Here is a 25531-nt window from a genome sequence, read left to right as displayed (position 1 = left end):
TGATTGCTGGGAGTCCACATCAAAGCCCTACCCTCAACGAGCGAACCCCGTATGGGGTGAGCGAAGTAGGGTAGGGTAGTTTACCCGCAGTCGAAGTATGAGCCTTATAAATAGCGGCGTTCGGTGGCCCTCAGTCCGCCGCGACCGCCCCGGCGTCGTCGCTCGCGCCGAGCGTCTCCTCGACCTGCGTCACGACGCCGACGAGCGCGACGACCGCCAGCGCCGCGCCGACGACGAACGGGACGAGGAAGCCGAAGCCGACGAGCCAGCCGGACGCGAGGGGGCCGAGCGCGACGCCGAAGCCGAACCCCATCGTGAGGACGGAGAGGGTCGTCCCGGACTCGCCCTCCCGCGCGAGGTCGCCGGCGAGCGCGAGCGACGGCGCGAAGACGAACGCGACGGCGACGCCCTGCGCCAGCCGGACGAGCGTCATGGCGACCGAGCCGGTGACGATCCCCTGTAGCAGCGTGGTCGGGACGAGGAGGACGAACCCGGCGAGCAGGAACGGGCGGCGCCCGATCCGGTCGCTGGCCTGGCCGACGGGCACCTGCAGGAGCACGTTCGCGATCGTGACCGCGGCGAACTGGAGCCCGAACCACACCGGGGGCTGGTCGAGCCGGACGTTCACCTGGTTCTGGAGCGTCGCGAACAGCGCGATACAGAGGCCCATCGCGACCGTCGCCAGCCCGAGCGCGAAGATGGGGTCGAGCAGGTGGTCGCCCTGGCCCCGGACCCGGATCGAGAGGTCCTCGCTCGCCTCGCTGGACTCGGCGGCGTCGCGGACGAGGAGGAAGACGAGGGCGAAGCTGAGGTACGCCCCGGCGCAGGCGGCGACGAACGCGGCGTCGAACCCGTCGACGACGGGGAGCCCGACCGGCGAGAGGTCGTAGGGGCCCGCCTCGACGACGGCGCCGGCCAGCACCGGCCCGAAGCCGAAGCCGATCAGCCGGAACGTGTTGTACACGCCGAAGTTGCCCCCGCGGTCGGCGTCGGCCGACGCGTACTCGTTGACCAGCGCGACCGTCGCGGGGATGATCAGCGACGCGCCGACCCCCTGTATCGCCCGCAGGACGACGAGCTGCCAGTAGACGCTCGCGACCGTGTAGAGCGCGCTGGCGGTGCCCAAAAGGAGGATCCCGGTCAGCACGAAGGGGCGCCGGACGCCCATCCGGTCCGAGAGCCGCCCGGTCACCGGCTGCGAGAGGCTGTTGAGGAAGCCGAAAAGCGAGAGCACGAGCCCGATGAGCAGCGGCTCGGTCACCGTGACCGACGCGGCGCCCACCCCGACCTCGGTCCCGAGGAGCGAGCTGAGGTCGATCGCGTCGCTCGCGACGTACAGCGGCAGCACGACGATGAGGAAGGAGTTGCCGGCCGCCCCGACCATCCGGGCGAGCGCGAGCACGATGACCCGCCGGTCGGTGTCGGCGATGCCGGAGAGCGCCCCCATTTCCCCACGCTTCGGCCGGGATTACAAAGGCGTTTGCGGACGGCGGGAGTCGATCCGGTTCCGGGCGCGGAGCGCGGACCCGACGCGGAGCGCCGGCGCCCTTACGGCTTGGTCATCGACGGGTCCGGGCGCTCGACCCCGCGGATCTCGAAGCGGGCGCCGCCCTCGTCCGACGCGGTCGCCGAGACCGTCCAGCCGTGCGCGTTGGCGATCTCCTGAACGATCGCCAGTCCGAAGCCGGTGTTGCCCTCGGTGCCGGTCTGTCCGGGCTCGAAGAGCTCGTCCGCGACCTCCTCCGGGATCCCCGGGCCGTCGTCGGCGACGTAGAAGCCGTCGGGGAGGTCGCCGACGCGGATCGTCACGTCCGAGCCGCCGTGTTCGACCGCGTTGCGGACGAGGTTCTCGAAGAGGTTCCGGAGCCGGTCGGGGTCGGCCGACACGTCCCGGTCCGTCTCGACCGCGAGCTCGCCGGCCCCGGTGTCGACCGTCGCCCAGCTGTCCGCGGCGACGGCCGCGATGGACACCGGTTCGGGGTCGCCGACGGTCTCCCCCTCGCGGGCGAGCGTGAGCGTGTGCTCGACGATGGACTCGATGCGGTCGAGCGCGTCGGCGGCGGCGTCGAGGTGCTCGTCGTCGTCCGCCGCCTGCCGCGCCAGATCGACGCGGCCCTGCGCGACGTTGAGCGGGTTCCGGAGGTCGTGCGAGACGATGCTCGCGAAGGCGTCGAGGCGCTCGTTCTGGCGTTCGAGCGCCGCCTCGCGCTCCTTGAACGCCGTGATGTCCTCCTGGAAGCCGACCCACTCGGAGACCCGCCCGTCCGCGTCGCGGATCGGCGCGACGCTGACGCGGTTCCAGAACTCGGTCCCGTCCTTCCGGTAGTTCAGCAGCTCGACGCTCGTCGCCTCCTCCGCGTCGATGGCCTCTCGCATCCGCGAAACGGGCTCCTCGTCGGTGTCGGGGCCCTGCAGGAACCGGCAGTTGACGCCGATCGACTCCTCGCGGTCGTAGCCGGTCATCTCGACGAACCGGTCGTTGACGAACACCATCGGGTTGTCCGGTCGGTCGGGATCGGTGATGGTGATGCCGACGGGCGCCTCGTCGAGCGCGCGCGTCTTCGTCTCCAGCTCCTCGCGCCGCTCCACCTCGTCCGAGACGTCGCGCAGGATGCCGACGCTCCCCTCGAAGCGCTCCCCCTCGTACGGGAGCACCGCCATGTGGTCACGGCAGGGGATCGGATCGCCCTCCTTGGGGACGATGTCGACGCGGAACCGCTGGACGTCCGGCCCGGAGCCGGAGAGGACCGTTCCGAGCCGGTCCTCCGCCTCCGCGACCGCCGCGTCGTCCTTGATGAGGCCCGGCTCGCTCCCGACGATCTCCTCGCGGTCGTAGCCGGTCAGCTCCGCGAACGGCTCGTTGACGAACTCGAACGTTCCGGTCTCGTCGACGACGTAGACGGGGTAGCCGAGCGCGTCGATGACCGTCGAGTAGCGGTTCGCGATCTCCCGGGTCCGGTGCTCCTCGACCGCCTGACGGACGCGGTTCGCGAGCCGCCGGAGCTGCTCGGGACCGCCCTTCTGGAAGTAGCCGGTGACGCCCGCGTTGAGCGCCCGGCTCGCGATCTCCTCGCTCCCCTTCCCGGTGTACAGCACGAAGGGGATCGAGCGGTCGGTCTCCCGGAGCCGCTCGAAGAACGCCAGCCCGTCCATCTCGGGCATGTCGTAGTCGCTGACGATGCAGTCGAACCGCCCGCCGTCGACCTCGTCGAGCGCGTCCGACGCCGCCGTGACGCTCGTCACCGCGACGTCCGCCAGTTCGCGTTCGAGGTACGCCTCCGTCAGGTCCAGCACGGAGGGGTCGTCGTCGACGTGCAACACGTCGATCCGTTCGGGCATGGGGCGCGCTACGCGCCCGCCTCATAAACGAATACCGCCTCTGGTATCAGGTGTGAGAAACGTATCGTTGGCACGCGGGCACCGGCGCGATCGCGCTCCCCGATCGGCTTCACTCTCCGCGGTCGGCTCCGCTCTCCGCGGTCGGCTTCACTACCGCCACGCGTGGCGGATTCTTAAGGCGACGCGGCGCGGAGCCCCGGGCGATGGCCGGCGGCACGCTCCCCGGGACGGCGACCGACGAGGCGGACGGGAGCGACCGCGTCGTCTTCCACGTCGACATGGACTGCTTTTACGCCTCCTGCGAGCGGCTCCGCCGCCCCGAGCTCGCGGGCGAGCCCGTGGTCGTCGGCATGGGGTACGAGGAGGGAAAGGCGATCGGCGCCGTCGCGACCGCGAGCTACGAGGCCCGCGCGTTCGGCGTCGAGAGCGCGATGCCCATCTCCGAGGCGCTCGACCTGCTCCCCCGCCGGGCCGACGCCGACCCCGACGACCCGGACGCACCGGACCCCGAGGAGAGCGGCCGGTACCTCCCCGTCGACCTCGACTTTTATAAGGAAGTCGCGGGCGACGTGAAGACCGTCCTCCGGGACTGCGCCGACACGCTCCGCGAGGTGAGCGTCGACGAGGCGTACCTCGACGTCACCGACCGGACCGCGTGGGACGCCGCCGGGGCGGGCGCGTCGGGAGCGGGGGACGCCGACGGCGGCGACGACCCGCCGCCGAGCGCCGCGGCCGGCCCCTCCGAGGCGCGGACCCTCGCGGAGGGGTACGCGCGGCACGTCAAGGAGCGCATCGAGCGCGAGGCCGGGGTGCCTGCGAGCGTCGGCGTGGCGCCGAACATGTCGACCGCGAAGGTCGCCAGCGACGCCGACAAGCCGGACGGGCTCGTGGTCGTCCCGCCCGGCTCGGTCGAGTCGTTCCTCGCCCCGCTGCCGACCGCCGAGATCCACGGCGTCGGTCCCGTGACGGAGCGGGCGCTCGCCGAGATGGGGATCGAGACCGCCGCCGACCTCGCCGCGGCCGACCCCGACCGGCTCGCCGACGAGCTGGGCGAGCGCGGCCCCGAGCTCCACCGGCGCGCCCGCGGCGACGACGACCGGGAGGTCACCCCGACCGGGCTCCCGAAGAGCCTCTCGCGGGAGTCGTCGCTGTCGCCGACGGCCGACGAGGAGACGAAGCGCGAGACGGTGGCGGCGCTGGCGGCCGACGTGGCGCGGCGGGCCCGCGAGCGGGGGTGCCTCTACCGGACCATCGGGATCAAGGCGGTCGAGCCCCCCTACGACGTCAACACCCGAGCGCGGAGCCTCCCCGGACCGGTCGACGACCCCGACCTCGTGGAGTCGGTCGCGTTCGACCTCCTCGCGGAGTTCGCCGGGGACCGGGTCCGCAAGCTCGGCGTGCGCGTCTCCAACCTCGACTTCGCCGAGAGCGACCAGGCGACCCTCGGGGGGTTCGAGCCGGGGGACGGAGGGGGGACCGGTGGCGGGAGGAGCGACGGCGTAAGCCAGCGCGACCGCGCGTCCGACGCCCGGTCGGCCGCCACCGACGGCGACGGCGGGAAGCTCACCGACTGGGTGGGCGGGGAGCCGGCCGCGGCGGAGTCGGCCGAGGCCGACGCGGAGGAGGGCGAGGCCCGGCGAGCGACGGAACGCGACGACGGGCAGGCGTCGCTCGGCGACTGGGAGTGAGCGTCAGGGCGGCGCGTGGATTTATCACGCGATCGCGGCGATCCGGACACATGTCCCTCGCTCGCCGCGTCCTCCTCGGCTCGAACCCGAACGGCTCGCCCCGACGACACCGGCTCCTCGTCCCGCCGCTGCTCTTTCTGGGCGTCTTCGCCGCCTACGCGCTGGGGATCTTCAAGATCGCCGGCGGCGTCGTGTTCCTCGCGGGCGAGGCCGCGATCGTCGGCGTCCTCGCGGCCGCGGTCCTCGCCTACCGACGGGCCGGACTGGCCCTCGCGTGGGCGACCGTCTACGGCGCGCTGCTCGGGTACAACGCCGACCACTACCTGCTGGGCCTGTCCGGTCGGCCCCTCGGCGAGCGCGTCGTCGCGTTCCTCGGACCCGACGGACTCGCTTTCGTCGGCGTCGAGGCCCTCTCGCTGGGGACGCTCGCCTGGGTCGCCGGCGCGATCGCGGTCCGAGCGGTCGAGGTGATTCGGGCCCGGCGTCGGGACCCTCCCGCCGAGTGACGCCCCCGTGGAGTGGGGGGATTTAGGTGCCCGAGCGCCGACGCCGAGGCATGGACGATCTGTCGTGGGAGACGCTCGACACCGACATCGACTACCGCTGCCCCGGCTTCGACGTGCGCCGGGACGAGGTGCGCTTCCCGGACGGCGACACCGACGGGTTCCACTACGTCGACGAGCCGCCGGCGGTCGTGGTGCTCCCGCTGACGCCCGACGGCGACGTCGTCGTCATCGACGAGTGGCGGCAGGCGGTCGGGCGGGTCAACCGCGGGCTCCCCGCCGGAACGGTCGAGCCGGGGGACGCCGACGACCTCGAGCGGGCCGCCGCCCGCGAGCTCGCCGAGGAGACGGGGTACGAGGCCGACTCCTTCGAGCGCCTGACGACGGTGGAGCCGACGAACGGGGTGGCGGACTCGGTCCACCACCACTTCCTCGCGACGGGCTGTGCGCCCACGGCCGAGCGCGACCTCGACCACAACGAGTCGATCGCGGTCGAGACGGTCCCGTACGACGACCTGCTCGAAGCGGTCGTCGACGAGGGGCTCCGCGACGGCCGGGCCGTGACCGCCGTGCTGTGGTACGAGCTGCTGCACCGCTGAGGGCGCGAGCGGCGAGACTGGGCCCCCGGACGCCCGGACGCCGGAACCGAGAGACACGAACAGCCCTATTATGCGTCGGTCCGTACACCGCATAATGGCTGACCCCTCCAGCGACGACGGGAATCGACGGGAGCCGGGCGCCCCGGACGGCGGCCCGCCCGCAGACGGCGCGACCGCGACCGGCGGCGGGCCGGAGATCGGAGACGGACCGGCGACCGCCGACGGACCGGAGACCGGCGACGACACCGCCTCCTCGGCGGCCGACCGCGCCGGGGGTCGGAGGGTCGCCGTCGCCGTCGCCACGGCCCTGATCCTCGGGGTGCTCGGTCCGGCGATCGCCCTGCTCAGCGGAGGGGTGGTGCTCGGCCTCAACGCCGTGACGGGCGGGCTCCCGCTCGCCGCGAACCTCGTGATCACGCTGATTCTGGGCCAGTACGTCGCGTTCGGCGGGCTGGCGATCGTCTACCTCACGTGGCGCGGGCTCGACCGCGCCGGAATCATCGCGTACCTCGGCGTGCGGCGCCCGAGCCTGAAGGAAGTCGGCCTGATCGTCGGGAGCTGGGCGCTCATCCTGGTCACGATCATGGCCGTCTCCCTCGTCATCCAGCAGCTCGGGACCGAGACCGCCTCGAACCAGAGCGCCGAGCTGGCGATGCAGAACCCCGCGATCATCCCCCTGCTCATCGCGGCGTCGTTCCTCGTGATCGGTCCCTCCGAGGAGATCCTCTACCGCGGCGTCGTGCAGGGGCGGCTCCGGGAGACGCTGTCGCCGGCGCCCGCGATCCTGATCGCCTCGGCCATCTTCGCGGCCGTCCACGTGATGGCACTGACGGGCGGCATCTCCGGGCGACTCACCACCATCGCCATCCTCTTCCTCCCGAGCATCGTCTTCGGCGCGGTGTACGAGTACACCGAGAACCTCGTCGTTCCGGCGCTGCTCCACGGCCTCCACAACGCCGTCATCTTCACCATCCTGTATATCACGATCGCCTACAGCGACCAGATCCAAGAGGCGGCCGGCGGCAGCGCGGCGCTGCTCCCCTTTTAAATAGTAGAGCGTCGCGAATCGGTCGTACTGCCGGCGGCCACGCGGTTATTTATAAACAAACGATGCGGTGGCGCGTGCCGGTGAGCGGCCCTTCGGGCCGCGAATCGCACGCGCGAGGGAGCCCGCGACGGCGCTTATATGCGCCGTCGCGGCGAGGCTGGGGAGGCGTGAGGCTGCGGTCCCGCGAACGAAGTGAGCGGGAGTATGGAAGTCGCAGCCCGCGCAGCGAAACGAGCAGGAACGTCTTCCAGCGGTTGCTGTTGCGGGGTTGGACTCAAAGGGGCAGCCGCGAGGGCGGCGTAGGCGACGAAAGCACCGCAAAGAGGGAGCGAACGAAGTGAGCGACCGAGTGAGGAGCGCAGCGAGCGTACGCCGCCCTCGCGGCTGGGGCTTTGGAGGTGTTCACCGTTGATCCGGCGTCGAGTACGTATAAACGAGCGGCTGGGGCTTTGGAGGTGGTCGTCGCGTTACCAGTAGGAGCGACTGCGATAACCGAGCGACTGGAGCTTTGGAGGCCGTCACCGCGCTGCGGCTGCCGATACAACTTATAAAAGCGCAAACGCAGACACCCACGACTACCGAGTAGAAGCGGACTGAGGGGAGTAAGCCCCCTTCGGTTCGTCCCGACATTCGGCTGAGCGTCCGCGCCGTGGCCGGACTACCTTGTGGCGCGGACTTGCACCGGCGAGGATTCGCCGTTCCATCCGTTCCCGCCCGTCGAACCTCGTCGGGTTAACTCCCTTCCCTCGCGGGTCGGTTCGCTCGACTCACGGGTCGGGGCGGGGGGTGTCGTTGCTGTTCCAGAGCCAGCCGTCTCCGACTCCGGGCGTGTGCCCGGTCGCCTGTCCGGCCGGTGGGGGGACTTTCCTCATGCCAGAGGCACGGGAGTCGGGCTCCCTCTGTCCGGGCCGACGTTCGCCGCGACCGCGAATAAGCGATTCGGTCGGGATCGTCACGGATCCGGTCGGGGTTCTCAGGAGTCCGCCCGGGACGATCGGAGACGGGAGCGAGACCTCTCGAGGGGGCGGCGTGCGACCGACTCGTAAGGGAAGCGTTCAAGTCGTCAGCAACGTAAGGGTCTATCATGTCCGAGGCTCAGACCGTTCAGCTGTCGTACGACGACGGTGCACGAGCGGTCGAACTCGCGCGGGAGGCGGTCGAGTCGTTCGTCCGACACGGACAACGTGAACAACCCGGCAGCATGCGCGAGGCGTTCTACGCCCGCACCGGGGCGTTCGTTCGACTGGAATCCACCAGGGGCCGCGGCCGGCTGCGTGGCTGCGCCGGCGCGTGGGAGACCTCCGACCAGCTCGGCCACGCGATCGTCGAGGCCGCGATCAAGGCCGCCTCCGGCGACTCCTGCGGCTCGGAGGTCGAGCCGAAGGAGCTCGACAACATCACGGTCTCCGTGTTCGTCGTCTCGAACACGGTGCTCACCAACGACCCCCTCGCCGACCTGGAGGTCGGCACCCACGGCGTCGCCGTCGACGGCGGCAACTCCCACGGCTGGCTCTACCCGACGGTCCCCGTCGAGAACGGCTGGTCCGGCGCCGAGTTCCTCTCGCGCGCCTGCCGGAAGGCGAAGCTCGCCCCGAACGCCTGGGAGGACGACGAGACGATGGTGACGCTCATCGAGGGCCAGGTGTTCCGAGAGCGCGCCGACGGCGGCGCCGTCGAGGAACTGTAACGGCCGACCGCGACCCGCTTTTGACGTCTCCTCCTCCTCTGCCGCGTAGCCGACCGCGACTCGGTCCCGCAGCCGACCGCTATTCGACCCGGCAACTGACCGCTACTCGGTCCCGTAGCCGACCGCCTCCGCGTCCGCGAGCGCCCGCTCGGTCGCGGTCGCGAGGTCGACCGCGTCGTCGGCGACGACCTCGCCGTCGCGGATCACCGGCTCCATGAGCGACTCGGCGTCCTCGGGGCCCGAGCGGTCCGCGAGCCCGACCGCGTGCGCGCCGTCGGCGGTGCGGTAGACGGCCTTCGCCCCCGAAAGCTTGCCGCGCTTCGCGGCCGGCTCGCCCTCGACGGTGACGATGTCGAGCGCGAAGTCCACGGGGTCGGCGTTGGAGACGTACCCGCCCACGCCGAAGCCGTCGACGACGTCGCGCAGCTCGCGGAGGTCGGCGGGACCGAGCCCGCCGGAGACGTACACGTCGACGTCCCCGTGGCCCCGGGCGTCGAGCTCCCACCCGACCTCGCGGGCGATGTGCCGGAAGTCGCCGCGCCGCGATCCGGTGGTGTCGAGCCGGACGCCGTCGATCCGGTCGCCGAGCGCCGCGACCGCCCGGAGCGTCTCGTCCACCTCGTCGGAGTAGGTGTCACAGAGGGCGATCCGCGGCACCGACTCGTCGGCGGCCTCGTCGAAGGCGCGCCACGCGGCCTCCTGCTCGCCGCGGCCGAAGCAGATGGAGAGGGCGTGCGGCATCGTCCCCGACGCCTCCCGGCCGAGCAGGTCGCCGGCGGCGACGTGCGAGAAGCCGTCGAAGCCGCCCACCAGCGCGGAGCGCTCGACCGCCGCCGTCATGGCGGGGTGGACGTGGCGCGCGCCGAAGGAGAGCACCGACGACTCCGGGGCGGCGACGCGGCAGTCGAGCGCGGCGGTCGCCATCCCGGAGGCGTGCGAGAGGAAGCCCAAAAGCGACGTCTCCAGCCGCGCGAAGGCCAGGTACGGCCCCTCGATCCGCATCACCGGCCCGCCGTCGAACAGGCGCCCCTCGGGGATCGCGTCGACGTCGACGTCGCGGCCCTCCAAGAGCGCGACCGCGTCCTTGACTCCGGCGAGCAGCTCGAAGTCGCCGTCCGGGAACTGGTCGGCGGTCACCTCGGCGACGACCCGCGGGTTCCGGTCGGCGCCCTCCAGCGCGGCCACGGTCTGATCGAAGTACGCGTCCGTCGCCCGCCCGTCGCGGATCGCGGCCGCGTCGACGATGTCGAACGCTGTCATACGCGGAACACGCTCGCGCGGGAGCAAAAGCGGTCCGGGTCTCCGAGCGGGATCGGTTACGCCGGCCGACGCGCGGAGTCAGCCTCGGCCGACCGACACCAGGAGTCCCCCTCGTCCCATCGACGCGCCCGGCCTCAGTCCCGTCCGCGCCGCGCGAGCAGCGACACCGCCGCCAACAGCCCGAGGAGAGCGGCCGCCACGCCGAACCCGGGCGCTCGGTCGTCCGTCGAGGCGTTCGGACCGGACGAGCCGTCGCCGGCGTCGTCCGCCGAGCCGGTGTCGGTCGCGTCGCCGTCGTCGCCGTCTGGTCCGGTGTCGCTCCCGTCGTCGCCGTCAGCGTCGTCGGTCGCGGGGAGTTCGAGGTCGGCGTTCGGGCGGAGTTCGAGCACGCCGGCGGGCTCCGGGGCGTGGACGATCGTCACGGTGGTGTCGTCACGCACGACGCCGTAGGCGCCGGGGAAGTCGCCGCCGTCGATTTCGTACACCCGCCCCGTCTCGTACTCGTCGTCGCCGTGGGCGGTCAGCATCGTGAGGTACGTTTCGCGGAAGTCCGCGGCGTCGCCGACGGTCTGCCACTCCGTCACCCAGACGTAGCCCTCGCGGGCGTCGTCGCCGTCGCCGGCGCGGTACGGGTAGAGCTCGTCGCCGGCCCAGCCGTCGGTCGACTCGTGGGCGTAGTTGTAGTTCGCGCGGGTCCGGAGCTCCTCGTCCGGCCGCGTGTGGATCCGGACGTTCGCCCCCGCGCTCGTCTCGGGCTCGAGCACCGGGTAGCGGTACTCGAAGCTCTGGTACCAGAACATCACGAACATCGACGCCTCGCCCGTCGTCTCGGCGCCGTCGACGCCCTGATCCGGGTACGTCTCCCAGCCGCCGGTCGCCGCGTCCTCGAACGCCACCTCGCGGGTCTCGTAGTCGGGGTTCCGGTGGATCACCTCGGCGGTGCTTCCGGGCGGGTTTTCCATCGTCTCGTTGACGGCCTCCCACCCGCCCTCCTCGATCAGCTCCTCGACGTAGAGCGCCCCGTCGGAGTACGGCTGGAGCACGGTCTGGAGGATGCCGAAGTTGTAGTCGGCCGCCGGTCCGCCGCCCCCGCCGGCGGAGTCGGGCGCGTCGAGGCAGGTCCAGTTGGCCGCACAGCGGGCGGCGTAGCGCTCCTCGATGTGGACCGCCTCCCCCTCGATGATGCCGTCGACCGCGAGGTCGCCGTCCTGCGTGGCGCTGGCGTAGCGCGGCCGCGTGAGGCCGTGGTACTGGTCTTGCATCCCGTGGACGAGCTCGTGCGCCAGCGTCGAGGGGTCGACCTGCGGCTCCTCGCCCTCGGCGGTGACGAGGACGATCCGGTTCTGGCTCGGCGAGTAGAAGCCGGAAACGGCGCCGCCGAACACCGTGTCGATCTCCTCGTTCGCGTCCGCGTCCTCGCCGACGACGAACAGCGCCTCCCACACCTGGTCGTTCCACCGGCGGAACGCCTCGCTGCTGTTGTTCCCGCCGGTCGAGCCGTTCGCGAACTCCTCCCGGGAGACCGTCTCGACCGGCACGTCCTCTCGGAACGGCCGCTCGCGGATGTGCTCGACGCGCGCCATCGTCAGGTGCGTCAGAGCCTCCAGCTCGGACTCGTTGAGCCCGTCGCTCTGGTTGAAGGAGAGCTCGTCCTCGTAGTGCGTCCCGTTCCAGCAGCCGACGAGGTCGGTGCCGTCGCCCGCGTCGCACTCGGCGGTGGTCGTGCTTCCCGGGGAATCGCCGGCGGCGACGTTCTCGGCCACCGGACCGGCGGCGACCCCGCCGACGCCGAGCGAGAGGAGGGCTATCGCGGCGAGGACGACCGGGAGGGTGGGAACCCGTCGCATAGGGGCGATTACGACCGACCGGATAAGTAGTTTGTCGGTGCAGAAGGCCCGATCGGGTACCGGCGTACCCCGCGACGGAGCGGACAGATCCTCCCTCTGGAGCTACACGGCGTCGACGGTGAACAGCGAGTCGCCGCTGAGGACGACCTGCACGCGGCGGTGCCAGGCGTCGGCGAAGGCCGCCCGCTGCTCGTCGCTCGCCGACCCGTCGAGTATCTCCTGAAGGTTCCCGATCGCGGGTCCGCCGTCGGGGACCTCGGCGACGTGGTACGTCACGTCGACGGTCTCGTCAGTGTCGGTTCGCCGGAAGCGGAACGTCGGGTCCGGGGTGTCCGGATCGAACGCACCGAAGCGCAGGAGATCGCGGCGGCCGCCGTAGCCGCCGGCGAGCCCGCCGAAGCCGTCGTCCTCGGTCGCGCCGGTCACGTACGAGATGATGCGGCTCATCACGCCGTACGCGGCGTCGTCCCGCGGGCCGGCCGCTCGAACCTCGATCTCGCTCCGGACCGGATAGCCGTCGGGATACAGGGCGTCGAGCCCGAGCTGGGCGATCCGGTAGGCGCCCGAGGCGGTCGGACAGGAGTGTCCCGCCGCTTTCACCGCGTCTCGATAGGTGATGACGAACGGGTCGCCCGGTCCGAGGACGCCGAGGGCCTCCGCGACGGGGTCGCGGATTTCGATCGGGTCGGCGTCGTAGTCGACCTGCCAGTCGGTTCCGCTCTGGATCGCGTCGGTCGCAGTCGAATTCGTTGTCATGGTGGTAGTGGTGGTCGTCGTGTCCGCTGGTCAGTGCCGGAGCAGCCGCATCCCGTTGAGGATGACGAGGAGGACGCTGGCCTCGTGGACCAGCATCCCGGCGGCGAGCGTGACGTAGCTCGTGAGCACGCCCGCGAGGAGGACGGTCACGGTCAGCACCGCGAGCCCGACGTTCTCGAGGACGTTCCGACGCGTCGCCTTGCTCAGTGTGACCGCGTACGGGATGCGTTCGAGGTCGTCGGCCATCAACGCCATGTCCGCCGTCTCGATGGCGGTGTCCGTCCCGGCGGCGCCCATCGCGATGCCGACATCGGCGGTCGCCAGCGACGGTGCGTCGTTGATGCCGTCGCCGACCATCGCGACGACGTGGCCCTCGCCCTGAAGCGTCTCGATGACGGACTGCTTGTCCTCGGGGAGCAGTTCGGCGCGGTAGTCGTCGATGCCGACTTCCTCGGCGACCGCGGCGGCCGTCCGCTCGTTGTCGCCGGTGAGCATCACCGTCTCGATGCCGGCGTCCCGGAGCGTCGCGACGACGCCGGGGGCGGACTCCCGGAGCTTGTCGCGCATGGCGATCGCGCCGACGACGTCCCCGTCCCGCACGACGTGGACGACCGTCTCGCCGCGCCCCTCGCGCTCGCGGACGTACTCGGCGACCTGATCGGGGACGTCGACGTCGCGGTCGTCCAGGAGCGCGCGGTTGCCGACGACAACTTCCCGGCCCCCGGCACGGGCGACGACCCCCTTGCCGGCGACCACGTCGAAGTCGTCCGGATCGGGGACCGACCGGAGGCTGGCGTCCGTATCGTCCGCCTGGACGACCGTCGCTCCGCCGTCCGTCGCAGCCGTCGGTCGCTCGCGGGCCGCGTCGACGATGGCGTCGGCGAGGTGGTGCTCGCTCTTCTTCTCGGCGGTCGCCGCGAGCGCGAGCACCTCGTCGTCGGCGACGCCGAACCCCTCGACATCGGTGACAGCGAGGGCGGCTTTGCCGCCCTCGTCATGCCGTGGCGGCGAAGTCGCCACGCGGGTCTCGCCCTCCGTGAGGGTGCCGGTCTTGTCGAAGGCGACGAGGTCGATCTTGCCGGCGCGTTCGAGGTGTTCGCCGCCCTTCATCAGCACGCCCGACCGGGCGGCGTTCCCGATGGCCGAGACGATGCTGACCGGCGGCCCGATGACGAGCGCGCCCGGACAGCCGATGACCAGCAGCGTCAGCGACAGGATCGCGTTCTGCGTGACCGCGTACGCGCCGATTGCTAACACGATGACAGCCGGGGTGTAGTACTTCGCGAACCGGTCGATGAGGCTCTCCGTCGGCGACTGGGCCTCCTGCGCCTCCTCGACGCGGCGGATGATGCGTTCGAGCGTCGTGTCCGAGCCCGCGCCCGTCGTCCGGATTTCTAGCGCACCCTCTTGGTTGACCGTCCCGGCGTACACCTCGTCGCCGTCGGCCTTGTGGACGGGCGCGCTCTCCCCGGTGACCGGCGCCTGATTGACGGCGCTCTCGCCGTCGACGACGGTTCCGTCGACCGGGACCTTCCCGCCCGGCTTCACGACGACGACCTCGCCCTCCTCGACCTCGCGGGCGGGGACCTCTCGGAGCTCTCCATCCCGGCGTACGGTCGCCGTGTCGGGCGTCATCTCCAGCAGCTCCTGGAGTGCCGTCCGGGTCTTCCGCATCGTCCGGCCCTCGAGGTAGCTGCCGAGGCTGAACAGGAAGACCACGGCCGCGGCCTCCCAGTACTCCCCGATAACGACGGCGCCGACGGCGGCCAGCGTCACCAGCGTCTTGATGCCGAGCGTCCGGTTGGTGACCTCGTGGTAGGCGGTCTTGGCGATGTCGTAGCCACCCACGACCGTCGCGAGGACGAGGACGGCGGCGCTCGCGGCGTCGAAGCTCGTGAGGTAGCCCAGACTCCAGCCGCCGCCGTAGAGCAGGCCGCTCGTCGCCGTCACGGTGGCCTTCCGGTGGTTCCGGTAGTACCGCGTGATCGTTTGTCCGTTCATGCGTTCAGGCGGGCTGGGGCGTGTAACCCTGGTTTTCGATGGTCTGTGCGAAGGCGTCGGGGTCAGCAACGCCGTCGTCGTACTCGACCTCGACGCGACCGGTCGAGTAATGCACCTCGACGTCTTCGACGCCGTCGACGTTCGAGAGGGCGCGTTCGACGGTGCTCGCACAGCTCGGACAGTCGAAGTCCAGGACGCGGAACTGCGTTGTGTCGCTCATCACGGTTTGAGGTAGTGCCCATACTCCAATAAGTATTTTTTAGATGATGTGTTTGAATTCATATATAGGCCGTTGGAACGGTCAAACGGGTCGTCTAGGGCTTTCGCCCTCGCGGGTCATTCGGGTCCCGATTCGTCGAGAGGCGTCGGCGTCGCTCGCATCCCGCCGTTTTTTCCCGCGTGCTCGCGCTCGGTTCCAGTATGAGCAACTCCGGTACCGATCACCGCCTCGACGACATCGCGGTGCGGGACACGCGGGTCTCGGACGCGATCGACGAACCGATGCGGGCGATGGTCCTCGACATTCTGTCCGAGGAGGCCCTGACCGCGAGCGAGGTGCACGGGAGCCTCGCCGATCGCGGCATCGACCGGACCGAGAACACGGTCCGACACCACATCAACGAGTTACGGGACGCCGGCCTCGTCGACGTCGTCCGCTTCGAGGAGGGCCGCGGGGGGACGACGAAGTACTACCACGCGAACACGATCGTCCTCTCGTACTCGCTCCCGGAGTCGGCCGACGACGCGGTCGAGGAGATGGTGGACGCCGTTCAGCCCCAGATCACGGACGGGCTCGCAACGCTCACCGACGGGTACGACGACGCCATCGACGAGATCGTCGCCGACATGCAGCCCTGTGAGCACTGTCAGACGCAGAAGTACGAGACGTACGTGCTCCTGACCGTGCTGCGACGTGCGTTCGTTCGTGCGCACCGGAAGTGAGTCGGGGGTCTCAGTCGGTCGACGCGGTCGCGTCCGGCGGTCGAGGGTGACGCTGCGGTCGCGTCCGGCGGTCGAGGCGGCGCCGTCCCGCTCGTTCCGGCTTCGCCTTTTTGGATCCGCGTCACCAACCTCCGCCCATGCCGTACGATCCGACCGAGACCGCGGTGATCGTCGTCGACATGCAGAACGGGTTCTGTCACCCGGACGGGAGCCTCTACGCCGAGCCGAGCGAGGCGGCGATCGGGCCGGTGACGTCGCTGGTCGAGCGGGCCCGCGAGGCCGGCGCGAGCGTCGTCTACACCCGCGATGTCCACCCGCCGGAGCAGTTCGACGGGACGCACTACTACGACGAGTTCGACCGGTGGGGCGAGCACGTCGTCGAGGGGTCGTGGGACGCCGAGCTCGTCGGGGGGCTCGACGTGCGCGAGGCGGACCACATCGTCGAGAAGCACACATACGACGCGTTCTATCAGACGGAGCTGGAGGGGCACCTCGACGCCCACGGAATCTCCGACCTGCTGATCTGCGGGACGCTCGCGAACGTCTGTGTCCTCCACACGGCCGGCAGCGCGGGGCTCCGCGACTACCGGCCCGTCGTCGTCGAGGACGCGCTGGGCTACATCACCGAGGACCACCGCGAGTACGCCGTCGACCACGCGGACTGGCTGTTCGGCGAGACAACGACCCGCGAGGACGTCGAGTTCGCGGAGCCGTGAGCCGGCGGACAGAACGCCAATCACCGTTATCAGCGGTGTGAATCGGCGTGTAACCCTTTTGAACCCCGACGGGAACGGTCGCGTATGGAACTCTCTCGACGCGGGATGCTCACCGGTGTGGGAGCCGCGTGCGCGGTCGGCGCCGTCGGATTCGCCGGTGCGACCGCGGTGACGGACGAAGACGCGGCGAACGGCGACGGACCAAACGGAGACGGCGGTTCGACCGACGGAGGAGCGAGCGGCGACGAGAGCGACGGCCCGGCCGGCGCGGTCGACGCCGACCCGGACGCCCCGTTCGAGGCGCGGCTCCGCCGCGACGGCGACGACGACCGGCGGCTGTTCGGCGCGAGCGACCTCGACGAGGTGGAGGGCGTCTTCGACGACGACGGCGAGTACCTCGTGTACGTCGCGCTCGGCGACGACGGGGTCGACGCCTTCCAGGAGCGGCTGGCCGCGGCGGGCGCGGTCGACGAGCCGGAGCGGTTCGTCGTGTCGATGACGCTCGACGGGACCGAGGTCAGGCGGGTCGAACTGGACGAGCCGACGGTGGACGCGCTCACCGACGAGGAGTGGGGCGGCGTGTTGACCCTCCCGTTCGGCGAGGAGCGCGTCGCGCAGTCGGTGTACGAGTCGCTGGCGTCGGCCTGACTGGTAAGGGACGGCGGTGATACGGCGAGCCGTCTCCGCGGCGCGGAGGGAATCGGTTATGTACGCTGCGACCGTGTCCGAACGCATGAGCGAGGGCGACGGGGATCGGGAACCGGCGGGCGAGACGGCCGCCGATTCGGGCGGTCGGCCGTGTCCCCTCTGCGAGACGCCGATGTACCACAGACACTGCAAGTACGTCTGTCCGGCCCACGGCGTCGTCTACGACTGCAGCGACACGTTCTACTAGTTCGAGGCGCCGCAGTCACCGGATTTTCGACCGGCGACGCCCGCTTCACGCGCGTCGAGTCGCGACGGAATCAACGGGGATAGAAACGAATATAACAATGGATGTGCGAACTGTTATGTTCTTGGAGGCCGACTTTTCTCCCATGACCGGCGACCCGCTCTCGACCCTCCTCGCCGACCGTCAGGGGTCAGCATGGTAGAGCACACCCAGGTTGCCCGGAGCAAGCGGATTCAGCGCCGAACGGGCAAGACCTTCCACGTCGCCACCCGGCTACTGCCGAAGCGGATCCGCCACGCCACGTACGTGCTGTACGGTTTCTTCCGGATCGCCGACGAGGTCGTCGACGCCGAGGACACGGCCCCGCCGGCCGAACAGCGCGCGGAGCTCGACCGACTCCGGCGGGCCGCCCTCGGTGAGGAGTCGACCGACGACCCCGTGTTGGAGGCGTTCGCCGAGATCAAGGAGGACCACGAGATCGCCGACGAGGACGTCCACTCGTTCGTCGACGCGATGGAGAGCGACATCGACACCGACCGCTACGAGACCTACGAGGAGCTGGAGACGTACATGGACGGCTCCGCGGCCGCGGTCGGCCGGATGATGACGGCGATCATGGAGCTCGACGAGGAGACCGAGGCGACGGCGCTCCCGCACGCGACCAAGCTCGGCGAGGCGTTCCAGATGACGAACTTCATCCGCGACGTCCGGGAGGACGTCGTCGAGCGCGACCGCATCTACCTCCCCTTGGAGACCCTCCGGCGGCACGGCGTGAGCGAGGAGCAGATCCTCGATCTGGAGTTCGACGCCGACGTCGCGGCCGCGATCCGCGAGGAGCTCGCCCGGACGGAGCGGCTCTACGAGGAGGGCGTGGCGGGGATCAAGTACCTCCCCGAGGACTGCCAGCTGGCGGTGTTGCTCGCGGCGGTGCTGTACGCGGACCACCACCGACTCATCCGGAACCTGGGGTACGACACGGTGTCGACGACGCCGGAGCTCTCCTTCGCCCGCAAGATCTCGCTGCTCGTCCGGACGCGCTGGAAGTGGCAGTGGAACAAGGACCCCGAGGCGGTGTTTTACGAGATGTGTCGCGGCTTCGACGGCACCCGCGACCACCGCGAACACGGCCCGCACGGCTCGGGCGTCGCGCAGTCCGACTGAACGTGCGGGGTCCGGGGCGACGGGGTCAGAGGCGTCAGAGACGGTGGTGCCGGGGTCAGAGGCGTCAGGACCTGGGGCGTCGGAGCCCGGAATGAACCGCTCTCGCTTCGTCGGCCTCGCGCTGCTCGCGTTCGGGCTCGTCTTCCTCTCGTTCGTCGTCAGGGGAACGACCCGCCTCCTCGCGCCCTACGAGCTGGCCGTGGCGCTGTCGGCGCCGATCCTCTTCGTCGCCGCGGGGCTGCTGGCGGTCCTCGTCGTCCTCGCGACGCTCGACGTGACGGGGATCCGAGAGCTGGATTGATTGACGCTGGTGGGAAGTGGGGAGTTAGGCGATGGTGAGCTGATCACAGTTACCGGGAACAGCAGCGAGTGGTTACCCGAGTACACGGCTCGGTATGTAGGGGCGATTGTTTATAAGTGATCGACGGTTCTGCGGTGTACACTCCCGAAGCCCCAGCCGCTCGGTTATAAATAGTTGATCTTGGATCGGCGGTGAAGACCTCCAAAGCCCCAGTCGCTTGCTTATAAATGATTGATCTTGGATCGGCGGTGAAAACCTCCAAAGCCCCAGCCGCGACGACTCGCGTGGCTCGGTGCGCTCCTCGCTCGGTCGCTTCGCTCCCTCGCTGCGGTGCTACCGTCGCCGTGCGTCGTCCTCGCGACTGCCCCTTTGAGTCCCACCCCGCACAGCACCACCGGAAGACGTTCCTGCTCGCTTCGCTGCGCGGGCTGCGACTTCCGTGCTCCCGCTCGCTCCGCTCGCGGGACCGCAACCGCAGCCTCACACCTCCCCAGCCTCGTCGGACCGGCGCGACCGCGCCGGTCCGACTCCCTCGCGCACTCTGCTCGCGCCCGACGGGCGCTCGCAGGTGCGCGCCATCGCACCGATTTATAAATGGTTGTCGTCGTCGCTCGCGGTTATTTAAATACCGCACAGCCGGAGTCCGGTCGGCGGAGCGCGGAGCCGCCGTCGAGGTGGGCGAAGTCGGAACGCCCTTTTGACCGCGGCGCGGAGGGGTCGTATGAACGTACGAACCGTCGCCGACCTCTCGCCGGCCGAGCGGCGCGCCTTCTTCGAGCGCGACGCCGGCGTCGACGCGGTCCGCGACGACGTGAGCGAGATCGTGGGGAGGGTGCGCGAGGAGGGCGACGTCGCGCTGCGGGAGTTCGCCGAGGAGTTCGACGGCGTGAGCGTCGGCAACATCGACGTCACCGACGACGCCGAGCGCGCGCACGCCGAGCTCGACGACGCGGACGACCCGGTCCTCGACGCGGTCCGCGAGGCCGCGGCGAACATCCGCGAGTTCCACGAGCGACAGCGCCCCGAGGACTGGCGGGACGAGTTCGGCGGCCGAGAGCTGGGCCGCCGGTTCCGGCCGATCGACCGCGCGGGGGTGTACGTGCCCGGGGGCGCGGCCGCCTACCCCTCCAGCGCGCTGATGGGAGTGATCCCGGCGACCGTCGCGGGCGTCGACCACGTCTCGGTCGCGACGCCGCCGGCCGACGACCTGAATCCGGTGACGCTCGCGGCGATCCACGAGGCGGGCGCCGACGCGGTGTACCAGGTCGGCGGCGCGCAGGCGATCGCCGCGCTCGCGTACGGGACGGAGACGGTGACGAACGCGCAGAAGGTGGTCGGCCCCGGCAACAAGTGGGTGACCGCCGCGAAGGCGGTCGTCCAGGGCGACGTGGAGATCGACTTCCTCGCGGGACCGAGCGAGGTGCTCGTGCTCGCGGACGAGACGGCCGACCCGGCGCTCGTCGCGGCCGATCTCGTCGCGCAGGCCGAACACGACCCGAACGCCTCCGTGGTCGCGGTCACCGCCGACGCCGACCTCGCCGACGCGGTCGCCGACGCGGTCGACGAGCAGGCGGCGGGGCGCGAGCGCGAGGAGACGATCCGCGCCGCCCTCGACAACGACGCCTCGGGCGTCCTCCGCGCCCGGTCGATGCCCGAGGCGGTGCTGTTCGCCGAGGAGTACGCGGCCGAGCACCTCTCGATCGTCGCCGCCGACGACGAGGCCCTCTTAGACCGGATCACGAACGCCGGCTCCGTCTTCCTCGGGCCGTACTCGCCGGTCGCCGCCGGCGACTACGCGGCCGGGACGAACCACGTGCTGCCGACGAACGGGGGCGCGAAGCGCTACGGCGGGCTCTCCGTCGACACCTTCCTCCGGTCGTCGACGGTCCAGCGGCTCGACCGCGACGCGCTCTCCGACCTCTCGGAGACGATCACGACGCTCGCGGAGGCCGAGGGGCTGGAGGCGCACGCCGAAAGCGTCCGGAAGCGGTTCGAGTAGGAGACCGACCCCGCAGAAACGGTTATCTCGCGCACTCGCCTCCGGACGGTATGATTCCGTCGTCGCTGACGTTTTTCGAGGGGCTCACGGCGGTCGAGGCGACGGTCGCGGTCCTCGTGGTCTCGGTCGTCGCCGCCGTGGGAATGGAGTTCGCCGTCCTGCGGGTCGCCCGCCGGTACGTCGCGGCCACCGACTCCGGGTACGACGACATCGTCATCTCCTCGCTGCGCGCGCCGCTCGTCGTCACCGCCGCGCTCGCCGGGGTGTACCTCCTCACGCAGGTGCCGTCGGTCCGGACCTCGGTGCTCGTGAGCCCCCGGCTGCTCGATAGCGTCTTCGGTCGGCCGTCGCTGTCGGTGATCGTCCTCGTGTGGGCGCACGCGGCGAACGCCGTCGTGAACCGGCTCGTCGCCGCGGTCAACGAGGAGGGCGGTCGGTTCGACTTCGCGCCCGTGTTCTCGAACGTCTGGACGCTCGCGGTGCTCGTCGGGAGCGCCGGTACGCTGCTGTGGCTGTGGGGCATCGAGATCACGCCCCTGCTCGGCGCCGCGGGGGTCGCCGGCATCGCGGTCGGCTTCGCCGCGAAGGACACGGTCGCGAACTTCTTCGGTGGGATCGCGCTCTACTTCGACGACACCTACAAGATCGGCGACTACATCGTCCTCGACGACGGCACCGCCGGAACCGTGATCAAAGTCGGCGTGCGCTCGACGACGCTGCTCACCCGCGACGAGGTTCTCGTGACGGTGCCGAACGCGGCGCTCAACGCCGCGAAGGTGACGAACGAGTCCGCGCCGCAGCGCCGGCGCCGCGTCCGGGTCCCGATCGGCGTCGCCTACGGGACCGACGTCGACGCGTTCGAGTCGCTCGCGCTCGAGGTCGTGGGGGCGGAGCCGCTGGTCCTCGACTCGCCGAAGCCGCGGGCGCGGCTGCGCTCGTTCGGCGACTCGGCGCTGCAGTACGAGATCCTCTGTTGGGTCAACGGGCCGACGCGGCGCCGACGCGCACAGCACGAGCTCAACCGCGCGCTGTACAAGGCGCTGGGCGACGCCGACATCGAGATCCCGTACCCCAAGCGCGACGTGACGGTCACGCCGACCAACGGTCCGGGCCCCGAGAGCGCGGGCGCCGAGCGGTCGGGTCCCCCGTCCGCCGCCGCGACGGAATCCGCCGAGCACCGAGCGGGCGACGGCGACTGAAGCCGGCGGCGGTTGAGGGCGACGGCGACTACGTGCAGCGAGGGAACCCGACGGCGGGACGGGCGGCCGTCAGGTCGACGCCCCGGCGTCGCCGTCCGGGGAGGCCTCGAGATACCACGCCGGCGGGACCGCGGCGGTGTCGCCGAGGCGGTCGTACCGGAACGCGACCCGGACGCGCTCGCCGGTCGGCTCGTGGACGTACGCGGCCCGCAGCTCGAGGACGAGCCCGTCGGCCGTGACGAACGCGACCGTCCGGAACGCCCGGACGTCGTCGCCGAGCGCGCCCGGTTCGCCGCTCACCTCGATCCGGTACAGCGGGAGCTCCGTGGCGGCCGGGCCGACCGTCGACTCGCTCCCGTTCAGGAACCGCCGGATCGGCTCCGCGGCGACCGCACCCACGAGCGCCGTCGCGTTCGGCGCCGCGGCGGGCCGGATCCGACGGGTCTCGACGCCGGCCGGTCCTGCGGTCCGCTCATAGACGGGCCCGCCGTCGGCGAACACCTCGGCGGTCCCGTCGTGGGTCGCGTTCACGATCGACGCGTTCGCGGAGCCGGCGAGCCGGTACCGACGCTCCGACGCGACCGCCAGTTCGACGCCCCCGTCGCCGGCGATCCCCACGCGCCCGCCGGTCGAGGCGTCGAGGTCGGTCGCGTTCGACGGTCCCGACGCGACCAGGAGCACGGACGCGGACGAGAGGTTCGTCGCGGTGGCGACGTGGGCGTCGGCGAGCGCGTCCGCGTCGTACACCCCGGTCAGGAAGACGCCGGGCGGCGTCCGCGCCGTGGACCCCACGGTCCCCGTGAGGGCGTCCTCGTAGAGCCCCAGGTACGCCGCGTCGTCGAGCGTGGCCGCGCCGCGCTCCGCCGACTCCGCGGTGCCGATGGCGTCCGCGGCGGCCGCGTACTCCCCGTCGGCCGGCGGCGACGGGGGAACCGGGTCAGCGGCCTCGGCGTCGGAGCCGAGTCCGGCGACATCGGCGAGCGCCGAGGGACCGCCTGCGGCGAAGACCGCCGCGGCCGCCACCAGCAGGGCCGCGACGGCGACGACGCCGAGCGCGGACCGCCCGTCGGCGACCGCCGACCGTCGGACTCGGCGGAACCGACGCCGGAGGGGCCGCGCGTCCGCGGCGTCGGCCGCCCCGGCGGCCGCGAGGTCGACGCCGAAGTGGTCGTGGTACAGCCGGTCCGCCGCGTCTCGGTCGAGCCCGTACAGCAGTCGCTCGCGGAGGTCGGCCGGCGAGACGTGCGGGGCCCCGACCGCCTCGGCCCGCGAGCGGGGGGACGCCGAGAGGATGCGAGGCGTCCCGTCGCCGACCACCGCGTCGGCGTCGTCCGGGACGGGCGTCCCGACCGCGACGCGCCGCGTTCGCCCGTCGCGGCGGGCGACCACGACGTTCGGCGCGTCCGCCTCGCGGGCGGTCTCCCAGCCGCGAGCGGCCCACAGCGCGGCGACGAACCCGCGGCGCTCGGCTGGCGAGAGCGCCCGGTACCGCCGGGCGAACGCCGCCTCGGACGGGAGGCTCATGGGGGGCACGGGAGTCGCAGCGTCTAAAGCGTACCGCGGACCGGAGCGAGATTCACACGGCCGCGTCGGCGACGGGTGAGGGACCGCACCGACGACGGAGTGAACGGCCGCGCCGGCGACGGGGCGGACGGCGCCCCCGGACGACCGGTTACGCTTCGTCCGCACCGACCTCGGCCTGACAGTTCCCGCAGCGCGTCGCGCCGGCGATGACCGTGGTCCCGCACGCCGGACAGCGCCGCCCGTCGACCCCCGCCGTCGCGGACGCGAGCACGTCGGCCGCCGCCGGACGGGGCTTCTCGACCGCCCCGCGGGCCGCGAGGCGGTCGATGAGCGCGTCGTCGCGGAGCCACTCGAGAAAGCGCCAGAGCCCGAGGTAGAGGACCGTCGGGCCGGCGAGCGCGAGCGCGGCGACCGCGAGCCGGAAGAGTAGCTCCCCCGTGCCAACGGCACTCATACCCGGTGATCGGACCGGAACGGATTGTGTCTGTCGACGGTGAGCGGGCCCTCGGGGACCTCAGGAGCGGTCGGCGAAAACGATCGCGTCGCAGTCGGCGCAGGCGCGGACCGGTCGCTCCGGGTTCCCGCTGATCCCGCCGGGGCCGCCGCAGCAGTTCCGCAGCGTCGTCTCGCGGACGGGGCCGTCGCAGACCGGACACGCGTCGAGGAACGCGCGGAGCGGGCGCGCCGCCGCGCGGGAGACCGCGTCGTCGACGCCGCGCTCGCGGAGCGCCTCGCCGGCGGCCGTCTCCGCGATCGCGACCGGGCGGCTCAGCCACGCGTCTCGGCTCCCCGCGAGCAGGATCCGGCCGTCGTGGACCTGCCCGTCGACGTCGGGGCCCGCGATCGCCGCCGCGCGCTCGGCGAGCGCCTCGTCCGAGCCCTCGCGGAGCGCCCCCATCCGGTCGTACAGCGCGTCGCGGAACGCCTCGTCGAGAACGAGGGTCTCCCCGTCGTCGACGAGGGCGTCGGCGTCGACGAGGGCGGTCATCACGGTCTCGGGGTCGACCGCGTCGCCGTCGCCGACGCCGTCTGAGTCGACGTCGGCGGGGTCGTCGGGAGGCGCCGTGTCGGCGTCTCCGCGAGCGTCGGCGTCTTCGGCGTTGGCAGCGTCTTCGGCGTTGACAGCGTCTTCCGTGTCGGCGTCTCCGTGAGCGTCGGCGACATCTCCGTGAGCGTCGGTCACGTCCGCTCGCTCGTCGGCGAGCGAGTTAGGTCCGTCGGCGGCGAGCGAGCCCGACCCGAGGTCGTCCGGATGGTCGGGGCCGATGTCGATCGGGAGCGGCTCGACGAGCCGCGGGGCGAAGCGGGGCGTCCCGGGAACGACGTAGCCGCGGAGCCAGACCGCCGTCGCGCCGACGGCGGCGACGAGGAGCCCGAGCGACCGGCGGCGACGCGAGAGGAGCGCGGCGGCGACCGCGACGCCGACCGCGTTGACGAGGGTGCACGGGAGACAGCGGTTCTCGCCCGTGTGCTCCGGGTCGGCGACCGAGCCGAGCGCGGCCCGGACGGCGGCGCGGAGCGACCCGTCGCCCGGTTCGGCGTCGCCGCTCATAGCTCGGCGGCCGCGTGCTGGAGCGGTTCGCCGTGGACGGCGCGGTAGACGCTCGGGAACGCCGCGAGGCCGAGGGGCTGGACGACGCCCCCGAGCAGCGCGAGCCACAGCGAGCCGGCCGCCACCGCGCCCGCCCCGACGCCAGCGCTCGCGAGCGCGAAGAGGGCGCTGAAGTAGCCGACGCGGAGCGGGACGGTGGCGAGCTCGCCGCGACGCGGCCACGCCCCGACGTCGATCGTCTCGGCCCGGAACAGCGCGATCGCGACGCTGCCGGTCGCGATCGCGAGCAGCCCGGCGATCGGGATCGCGTCCGGGTAGCGCGTCTGGAGGACGAGCACCACGACGAACGCGGGCGTCGACAGCACCGAGAGCTCGGCCCCGCCGAAGAACACGCGTTCGAGCCACTGGACCGCCCCGTCACGTACCCGCCTCGCGACCGCGCCGGTGGTACCCATGCGTGGACGCCTCTCGTCGCTCGGGGCCCATAGCCGTTCCGCCGGAGCCGACGGCTCGCGGC

The 25531-nt window shown here is 71.6% G+C and carries 24 protein-coding genes and 1 other RNA gene; 13 read left to right on the top strand and 12 right to left on the bottom strand.

The genetic code is table 11. From position 1 onward, the window contains the following. Positions 1 to 130: 130 nt before the first annotated feature. Entirely contained in the window at positions 131 to 1447 is a 1317-nt protein-coding gene (locus tag B4V06_RS05235; protein WP_123113288.1) for an MFS transporter, read from the bottom strand. 101 nt (positions 1448 to 1548) lie between these two features. Beyond that, the gene (locus B4V06_RS05230; protein ID WP_123113289.1) at positions 1549 to 3339 is read right to left on the bottom strand and encodes a PAS domain-containing protein; all 1791 of its coding nucleotides are present in this window, start codon (positions 3337 to 3339) and stop codon (positions 1549 to 1551) included. 203 nt (positions 3340 to 3542) lie between these two features. On the opposite strand from B4V06_RS05230, the gene B4V06_RS05225 reads away from it, so the two are divergent. The 4 genes from B4V06_RS05225 to B4V06_RS05210 all read left to right on the top strand — a co-directional run bounded on the left by B4V06_RS05225 (position 3543) and on the right by B4V06_RS05210 (position 7177). Further along, positions 3543 to 5027, top strand: coding sequence for a DNA polymerase Y family protein (locus B4V06_RS05225; protein WP_498168028.1), 1485 nt, complete (start codon positions 3543 to 3545; stop codon positions 5025 to 5027). A 50-nt stretch (positions 5028 to 5077) separates the two neighbouring features. Next, on the top strand, positions 5078 to 5533 hold the full coding sequence (locus B4V06_RS05220) for a hypothetical protein (RefSeq protein ID WP_498168026.1): 456 nt from the start codon (positions 5078 to 5080) through the stop codon (positions 5531 to 5533). Between the two features lie 50 nt (positions 5534 to 5583). Then, positions 5584 to 6129: an NUDIX hydrolase gene (locus B4V06_RS05215; RefSeq protein WP_498168024.1), complete on the top strand. Its 546-nt coding sequence runs from the start codon at positions 5584 to 5586 to the stop codon at positions 6127 to 6129. 94 nt (positions 6130 to 6223) lie between these two features. Beyond that, positions 6224 to 7177 carry a CPBP family intramembrane glutamic endopeptidase gene (locus B4V06_RS05210; protein ID WP_123113293.1) on the top strand — a complete coding sequence of 318 codons (954 nt, stop codon included), beginning with the start codon at positions 6224 to 6226 and terminating at the stop codon, positions 7175 to 7177. A gap of 591 nt (positions 7178 to 7768) precedes the next feature. Here the strand turns inward: B4V06_RS05210 and rnpB are convergent. Further along, positions 7769 to 8081: RNase P RNA component (rnpB, locus tag B4V06_RS05205), an RNA gene on the bottom strand. Between the two features lie 180 nt (positions 8082 to 8261). Here rnpB and B4V06_RS05200 point away from each other — a divergent pair. Next, positions 8262 to 8864, top strand: coding sequence for a TIGR00296 family protein (locus B4V06_RS05200; protein ID WP_099253886.1), 603 nt, complete (start codon positions 8262 to 8264; stop codon positions 8862 to 8864). A gap of 102 nt (positions 8865 to 8966) precedes the next feature. On the opposite strand, the gene B4V06_RS05195 is transcribed toward B4V06_RS05200, so the two are convergent. The 5 genes from B4V06_RS05195 to B4V06_RS05175 form a co-directional block, all read right to left on the bottom strand. Continuing rightward, on the bottom strand, positions 8967 to 10124 hold the full coding sequence (locus B4V06_RS05195) for a nicotinate phosphoribosyltransferase (RefSeq protein ID WP_498168020.1): 1158 nt from the start codon (positions 10122 to 10124) through the stop codon (positions 8967 to 8969). A gap of 134 nt (positions 10125 to 10258) precedes the next feature. Next, complete coding sequence (locus B4V06_RS05190) at positions 10259 to 11971, bottom strand: Hvo_1808 family surface protein (protein ID WP_123113295.1); 1713 nt, start codon at positions 11969 to 11971, stop codon at positions 10259 to 10261. A gap of 102 nt (positions 11972 to 12073) precedes the next feature. Next, positions 12074 to 12727: a hypothetical protein gene (locus tag B4V06_RS05185; protein ID WP_123113296.1), complete on the bottom strand. Its 654-nt coding sequence runs from the start codon at positions 12725 to 12727 to the stop codon at positions 12074 to 12076. Positions 12728 to 12757: 30 nt separating this feature from the next. Next, a complete protein-coding gene (locus B4V06_RS05180; RefSeq protein ID WP_123113297.1) occupies positions 12758 to 14728 on the bottom strand; it encodes a heavy metal translocating P-type ATPase in 1971 nt (656 codons plus the stop codon). A 4-nt stretch (positions 14729 to 14732) separates the two neighbouring features. Further along, positions 14733 to 14948, bottom strand: a complete 216-nt coding sequence (locus tag B4V06_RS05175; RefSeq protein WP_498168016.1) for a heavy-metal-associated domain-containing protein — start codon at positions 14946 to 14948, stop codon at positions 14733 to 14735. A 200-nt stretch (positions 14949 to 15148) separates the two neighbouring features. Here B4V06_RS05175 and B4V06_RS05170 point away from each other — a divergent pair, with 200 nt between their 5' ends. The 8 genes from B4V06_RS05170 (at position 15149) to B4V06_RS05135 (ending at position 21938) form a co-directional block, all read left to right on the top strand. Beyond that, positions 15149 to 15670, top strand: a complete 522-nt coding sequence (locus tag B4V06_RS05170; protein WP_498168014.1) for an ArsR/SmtB family transcription factor — start codon at positions 15149 to 15151, stop codon at positions 15668 to 15670. A gap of 137 nt (positions 15671 to 15807) precedes the next feature. Then, a complete protein-coding gene (locus B4V06_RS05165; protein WP_123113300.1) occupies positions 15808 to 16386 on the top strand; it encodes a cysteine hydrolase family protein in 579 nt (192 codons plus the stop codon). An 84-nt stretch (positions 16387 to 16470) separates the two neighbouring features. After that, positions 16471 to 17034, top strand: a complete 564-nt coding sequence (locus B4V06_RS05160) for a hypothetical protein (RefSeq protein ID WP_498168011.1) — start codon at positions 16471 to 16473, stop codon at positions 17032 to 17034. Between the two features lie 85 nt (positions 17035 to 17119). Further along, positions 17120 to 17281 carry an HVO_2523 family zinc finger protein gene (locus B4V06_RS05155; protein WP_176329387.1) on the top strand — a complete coding sequence of 54 codons (162 nt, stop codon included), beginning with the start codon at positions 17120 to 17122 and terminating at the stop codon, positions 17279 to 17281. Between the two features lie 192 nt (positions 17282 to 17473). Further along, on the top strand, positions 17474 to 18439 hold the full coding sequence (locus tag B4V06_RS05150) for a phytoene/squalene synthase family protein (RefSeq protein ID WP_498168007.1): 966 nt from the start codon (positions 17474 to 17476) through the stop codon (positions 18437 to 18439). A 91-nt stretch (positions 18440 to 18530) separates the two neighbouring features. Continuing rightward, complete coding sequence (locus tag B4V06_RS05145; RefSeq protein ID WP_498168004.1) at positions 18531 to 18740, top strand: hypothetical protein; 210 nt, start codon at positions 18531 to 18533, stop codon at positions 18738 to 18740. Positions 18741 to 19461: 721 nt separating this feature from the next. Continuing rightward, a complete protein-coding gene (hisD, locus tag B4V06_RS05140; protein ID WP_498168001.1) occupies positions 19462 to 20739 on the top strand; it encodes a histidinol dehydrogenase in 1278 nt (425 codons plus the stop codon). 50 nt (positions 20740 to 20789) lie between these two features. Beyond that, a complete protein-coding gene (locus tag B4V06_RS05135; protein WP_498167997.1) occupies positions 20790 to 21938 on the top strand; it encodes a mechanosensitive ion channel family protein in 1149 nt (382 codons plus the stop codon). A gap of 69 nt (positions 21939 to 22007) precedes the next feature. On the opposite strand, the gene B4V06_RS05130 is transcribed toward B4V06_RS05135, so the two are convergent. The 4 genes from B4V06_RS05130 to B4V06_RS05115 form a co-directional block, all read right to left on the bottom strand. After that, on the bottom strand, positions 22008 to 23462 hold the full coding sequence (locus B4V06_RS05130; protein WP_498167994.1) for a hypothetical protein: 1455 nt from the start codon (positions 23460 to 23462) through the stop codon (positions 22008 to 22010). Between the two features lie 148 nt (positions 23463 to 23610). Then, positions 23611 to 23916 carry a hypothetical protein gene (locus B4V06_RS05125; protein ID WP_498167991.1) on the bottom strand — a complete coding sequence of 102 codons (306 nt, stop codon included), beginning with the start codon at positions 23914 to 23916 and terminating at the stop codon, positions 23611 to 23613. 60 nt (positions 23917 to 23976) lie between these two features. After that, entirely contained in the window at positions 23977 to 25014 is a 1038-nt protein-coding gene (locus tag B4V06_RS05120) for a DUF8054 domain-containing protein (RefSeq protein WP_498167988.1), read from the bottom strand. Then, positions 25011 to 25469 carry a DUF8215 family protein gene (locus tag B4V06_RS05115; protein ID WP_123113310.1) on the bottom strand — a complete coding sequence of 153 codons (459 nt, stop codon included), beginning with the start codon at positions 25467 to 25469 and terminating at the stop codon, positions 25011 to 25013. The genes B4V06_RS05120 and B4V06_RS05115 overlap by 4 nt, the downstream gene beginning before the upstream one ends. Positions 25470 to 25531: the final 62 nt, after the last annotated feature.

It is taken from the genome of Halorubrum sp. B53, from assembly GCF_059752395.1.
Note: the sequence above shows the minus strand (reverse complement) of the source record. Positions and strands in the feature narration are given on the sequence as shown.

Coding starts and splice junctions, on each gene's coding strand:
- B4V06_RS05235 (WP_123113288.1), bottom strand. CDS start 1,447: ATGGGGGCGCTCTCCGGCATCGCCGACACCGACCGGCGGGTCATCGTG.
- B4V06_RS05230 (WP_123113289.1), bottom strand. CDS start 3,339: ATGCCCGAACGGATCGACGTGTTGCACGTCGACGACGACCCCTCCGTG.
- B4V06_RS05225 (WP_498168028.1), top strand. CDS start 3,543: ATGGCCGGCGGCACGCTCCCCGGGACGGCGACCGACGAGGCGGACGGG.
- B4V06_RS05220 (WP_498168026.1), top strand. CDS start 5,078: ATGTCCCTCGCTCGCCGCGTCCTCCTCGGCTCGAACCCGAACGGCTCG.
- B4V06_RS05215 (WP_498168024.1), top strand. CDS start 5,584: ATGGACGATCTGTCGTGGGAGACGCTCGACACCGACATCGACTACCGC.
- B4V06_RS05210 (WP_123113293.1), top strand. CDS start 6,224: ATGGCTGACCCCTCCAGCGACGACGGGAATCGACGGGAGCCGGGCGCC.
- B4V06_RS05200 (WP_099253886.1), top strand. CDS start 8,262: ATGTCCGAGGCTCAGACCGTTCAGCTGTCGTACGACGACGGTGCACGA.
- B4V06_RS05195 (WP_498168020.1), bottom strand. CDS start 10,124: ATGACAGCGTTCGACATCGTCGACGCGGCCGCGATCCGCGACGGGCGG.
- B4V06_RS05190 (WP_123113295.1), bottom strand. CDS start 11,971: ATGCGACGGGTTCCCACCCTCCCGGTCGTCCTCGCCGCGATAGCCCTC.
- B4V06_RS05185 (WP_123113296.1), bottom strand. CDS start 12,727: ATGACAACGAATTCGACTGCGACCGACGCGATCCAGAGCGGAACCGAC.
- B4V06_RS05180 (WP_123113297.1), bottom strand. CDS start 14,728: ATGAACGGACAAACGATCACGCGGTACTACCGGAACCACCGGAAGGCC.
- B4V06_RS05175 (WP_498168016.1), bottom strand. CDS start 14,948: ATGAGCGACACAACGCAGTTCCGCGTCCTGGACTTCGACTGTCCGAGC.
- B4V06_RS05170 (WP_498168014.1), top strand. CDS start 15,149: ATGAGCAACTCCGGTACCGATCACCGCCTCGACGACATCGCGGTGCGG.
- B4V06_RS05165 (WP_123113300.1), top strand. CDS start 15,808: ATGCCGTACGATCCGACCGAGACCGCGGTGATCGTCGTCGACATGCAG.
- B4V06_RS05160 (WP_498168011.1), top strand. CDS start 16,471: ATGGAACTCTCTCGACGCGGGATGCTCACCGGTGTGGGAGCCGCGTGC.
- B4V06_RS05155 (WP_176329387.1), top strand. CDS start 17,120: ATGAGCGAGGGCGACGGGGATCGGGAACCGGCGGGCGAGACGGCCGCC.
- B4V06_RS05150 (WP_498168007.1), top strand. CDS start 17,474: ATGGTAGAGCACACCCAGGTTGCCCGGAGCAAGCGGATTCAGCGCCGA.
- B4V06_RS05145 (WP_498168004.1), top strand. CDS start 18,531: ATGAACCGCTCTCGCTTCGTCGGCCTCGCGCTGCTCGCGTTCGGGCTC.
- hisD (WP_498168001.1), top strand. CDS start 19,462: ATGAACGTACGAACCGTCGCCGACCTCTCGCCGGCCGAGCGGCGCGCC.
- B4V06_RS05135 (WP_498167997.1), top strand. CDS start 20,790: ATGATTCCGTCGTCGCTGACGTTTTTCGAGGGGCTCACGGCGGTCGAG.
- B4V06_RS05130 (WP_498167994.1), bottom strand. CDS start 23,462: ATGAGCCTCCCGTCCGAGGCGGCGTTCGCCCGGCGGTACCGGGCGCTC.
- B4V06_RS05125 (WP_498167991.1), bottom strand. CDS start 23,916: ATGAGTGCCGTTGGCACGGGGGAGCTACTCTTCCGGCTCGCGGTCGCC.
- B4V06_RS05120 (WP_498167988.1), bottom strand. CDS start 25,014: ATGAGCGGCGACGCCGAACCGGGCGACGGGTCGCTCCGCGCCGCCGTC.
- B4V06_RS05115 (WP_123113310.1), bottom strand. CDS start 25,469: ATGGGTACCACCGGCGCGGTCGCGAGGCGGGTACGTGACGGGGCGGTC.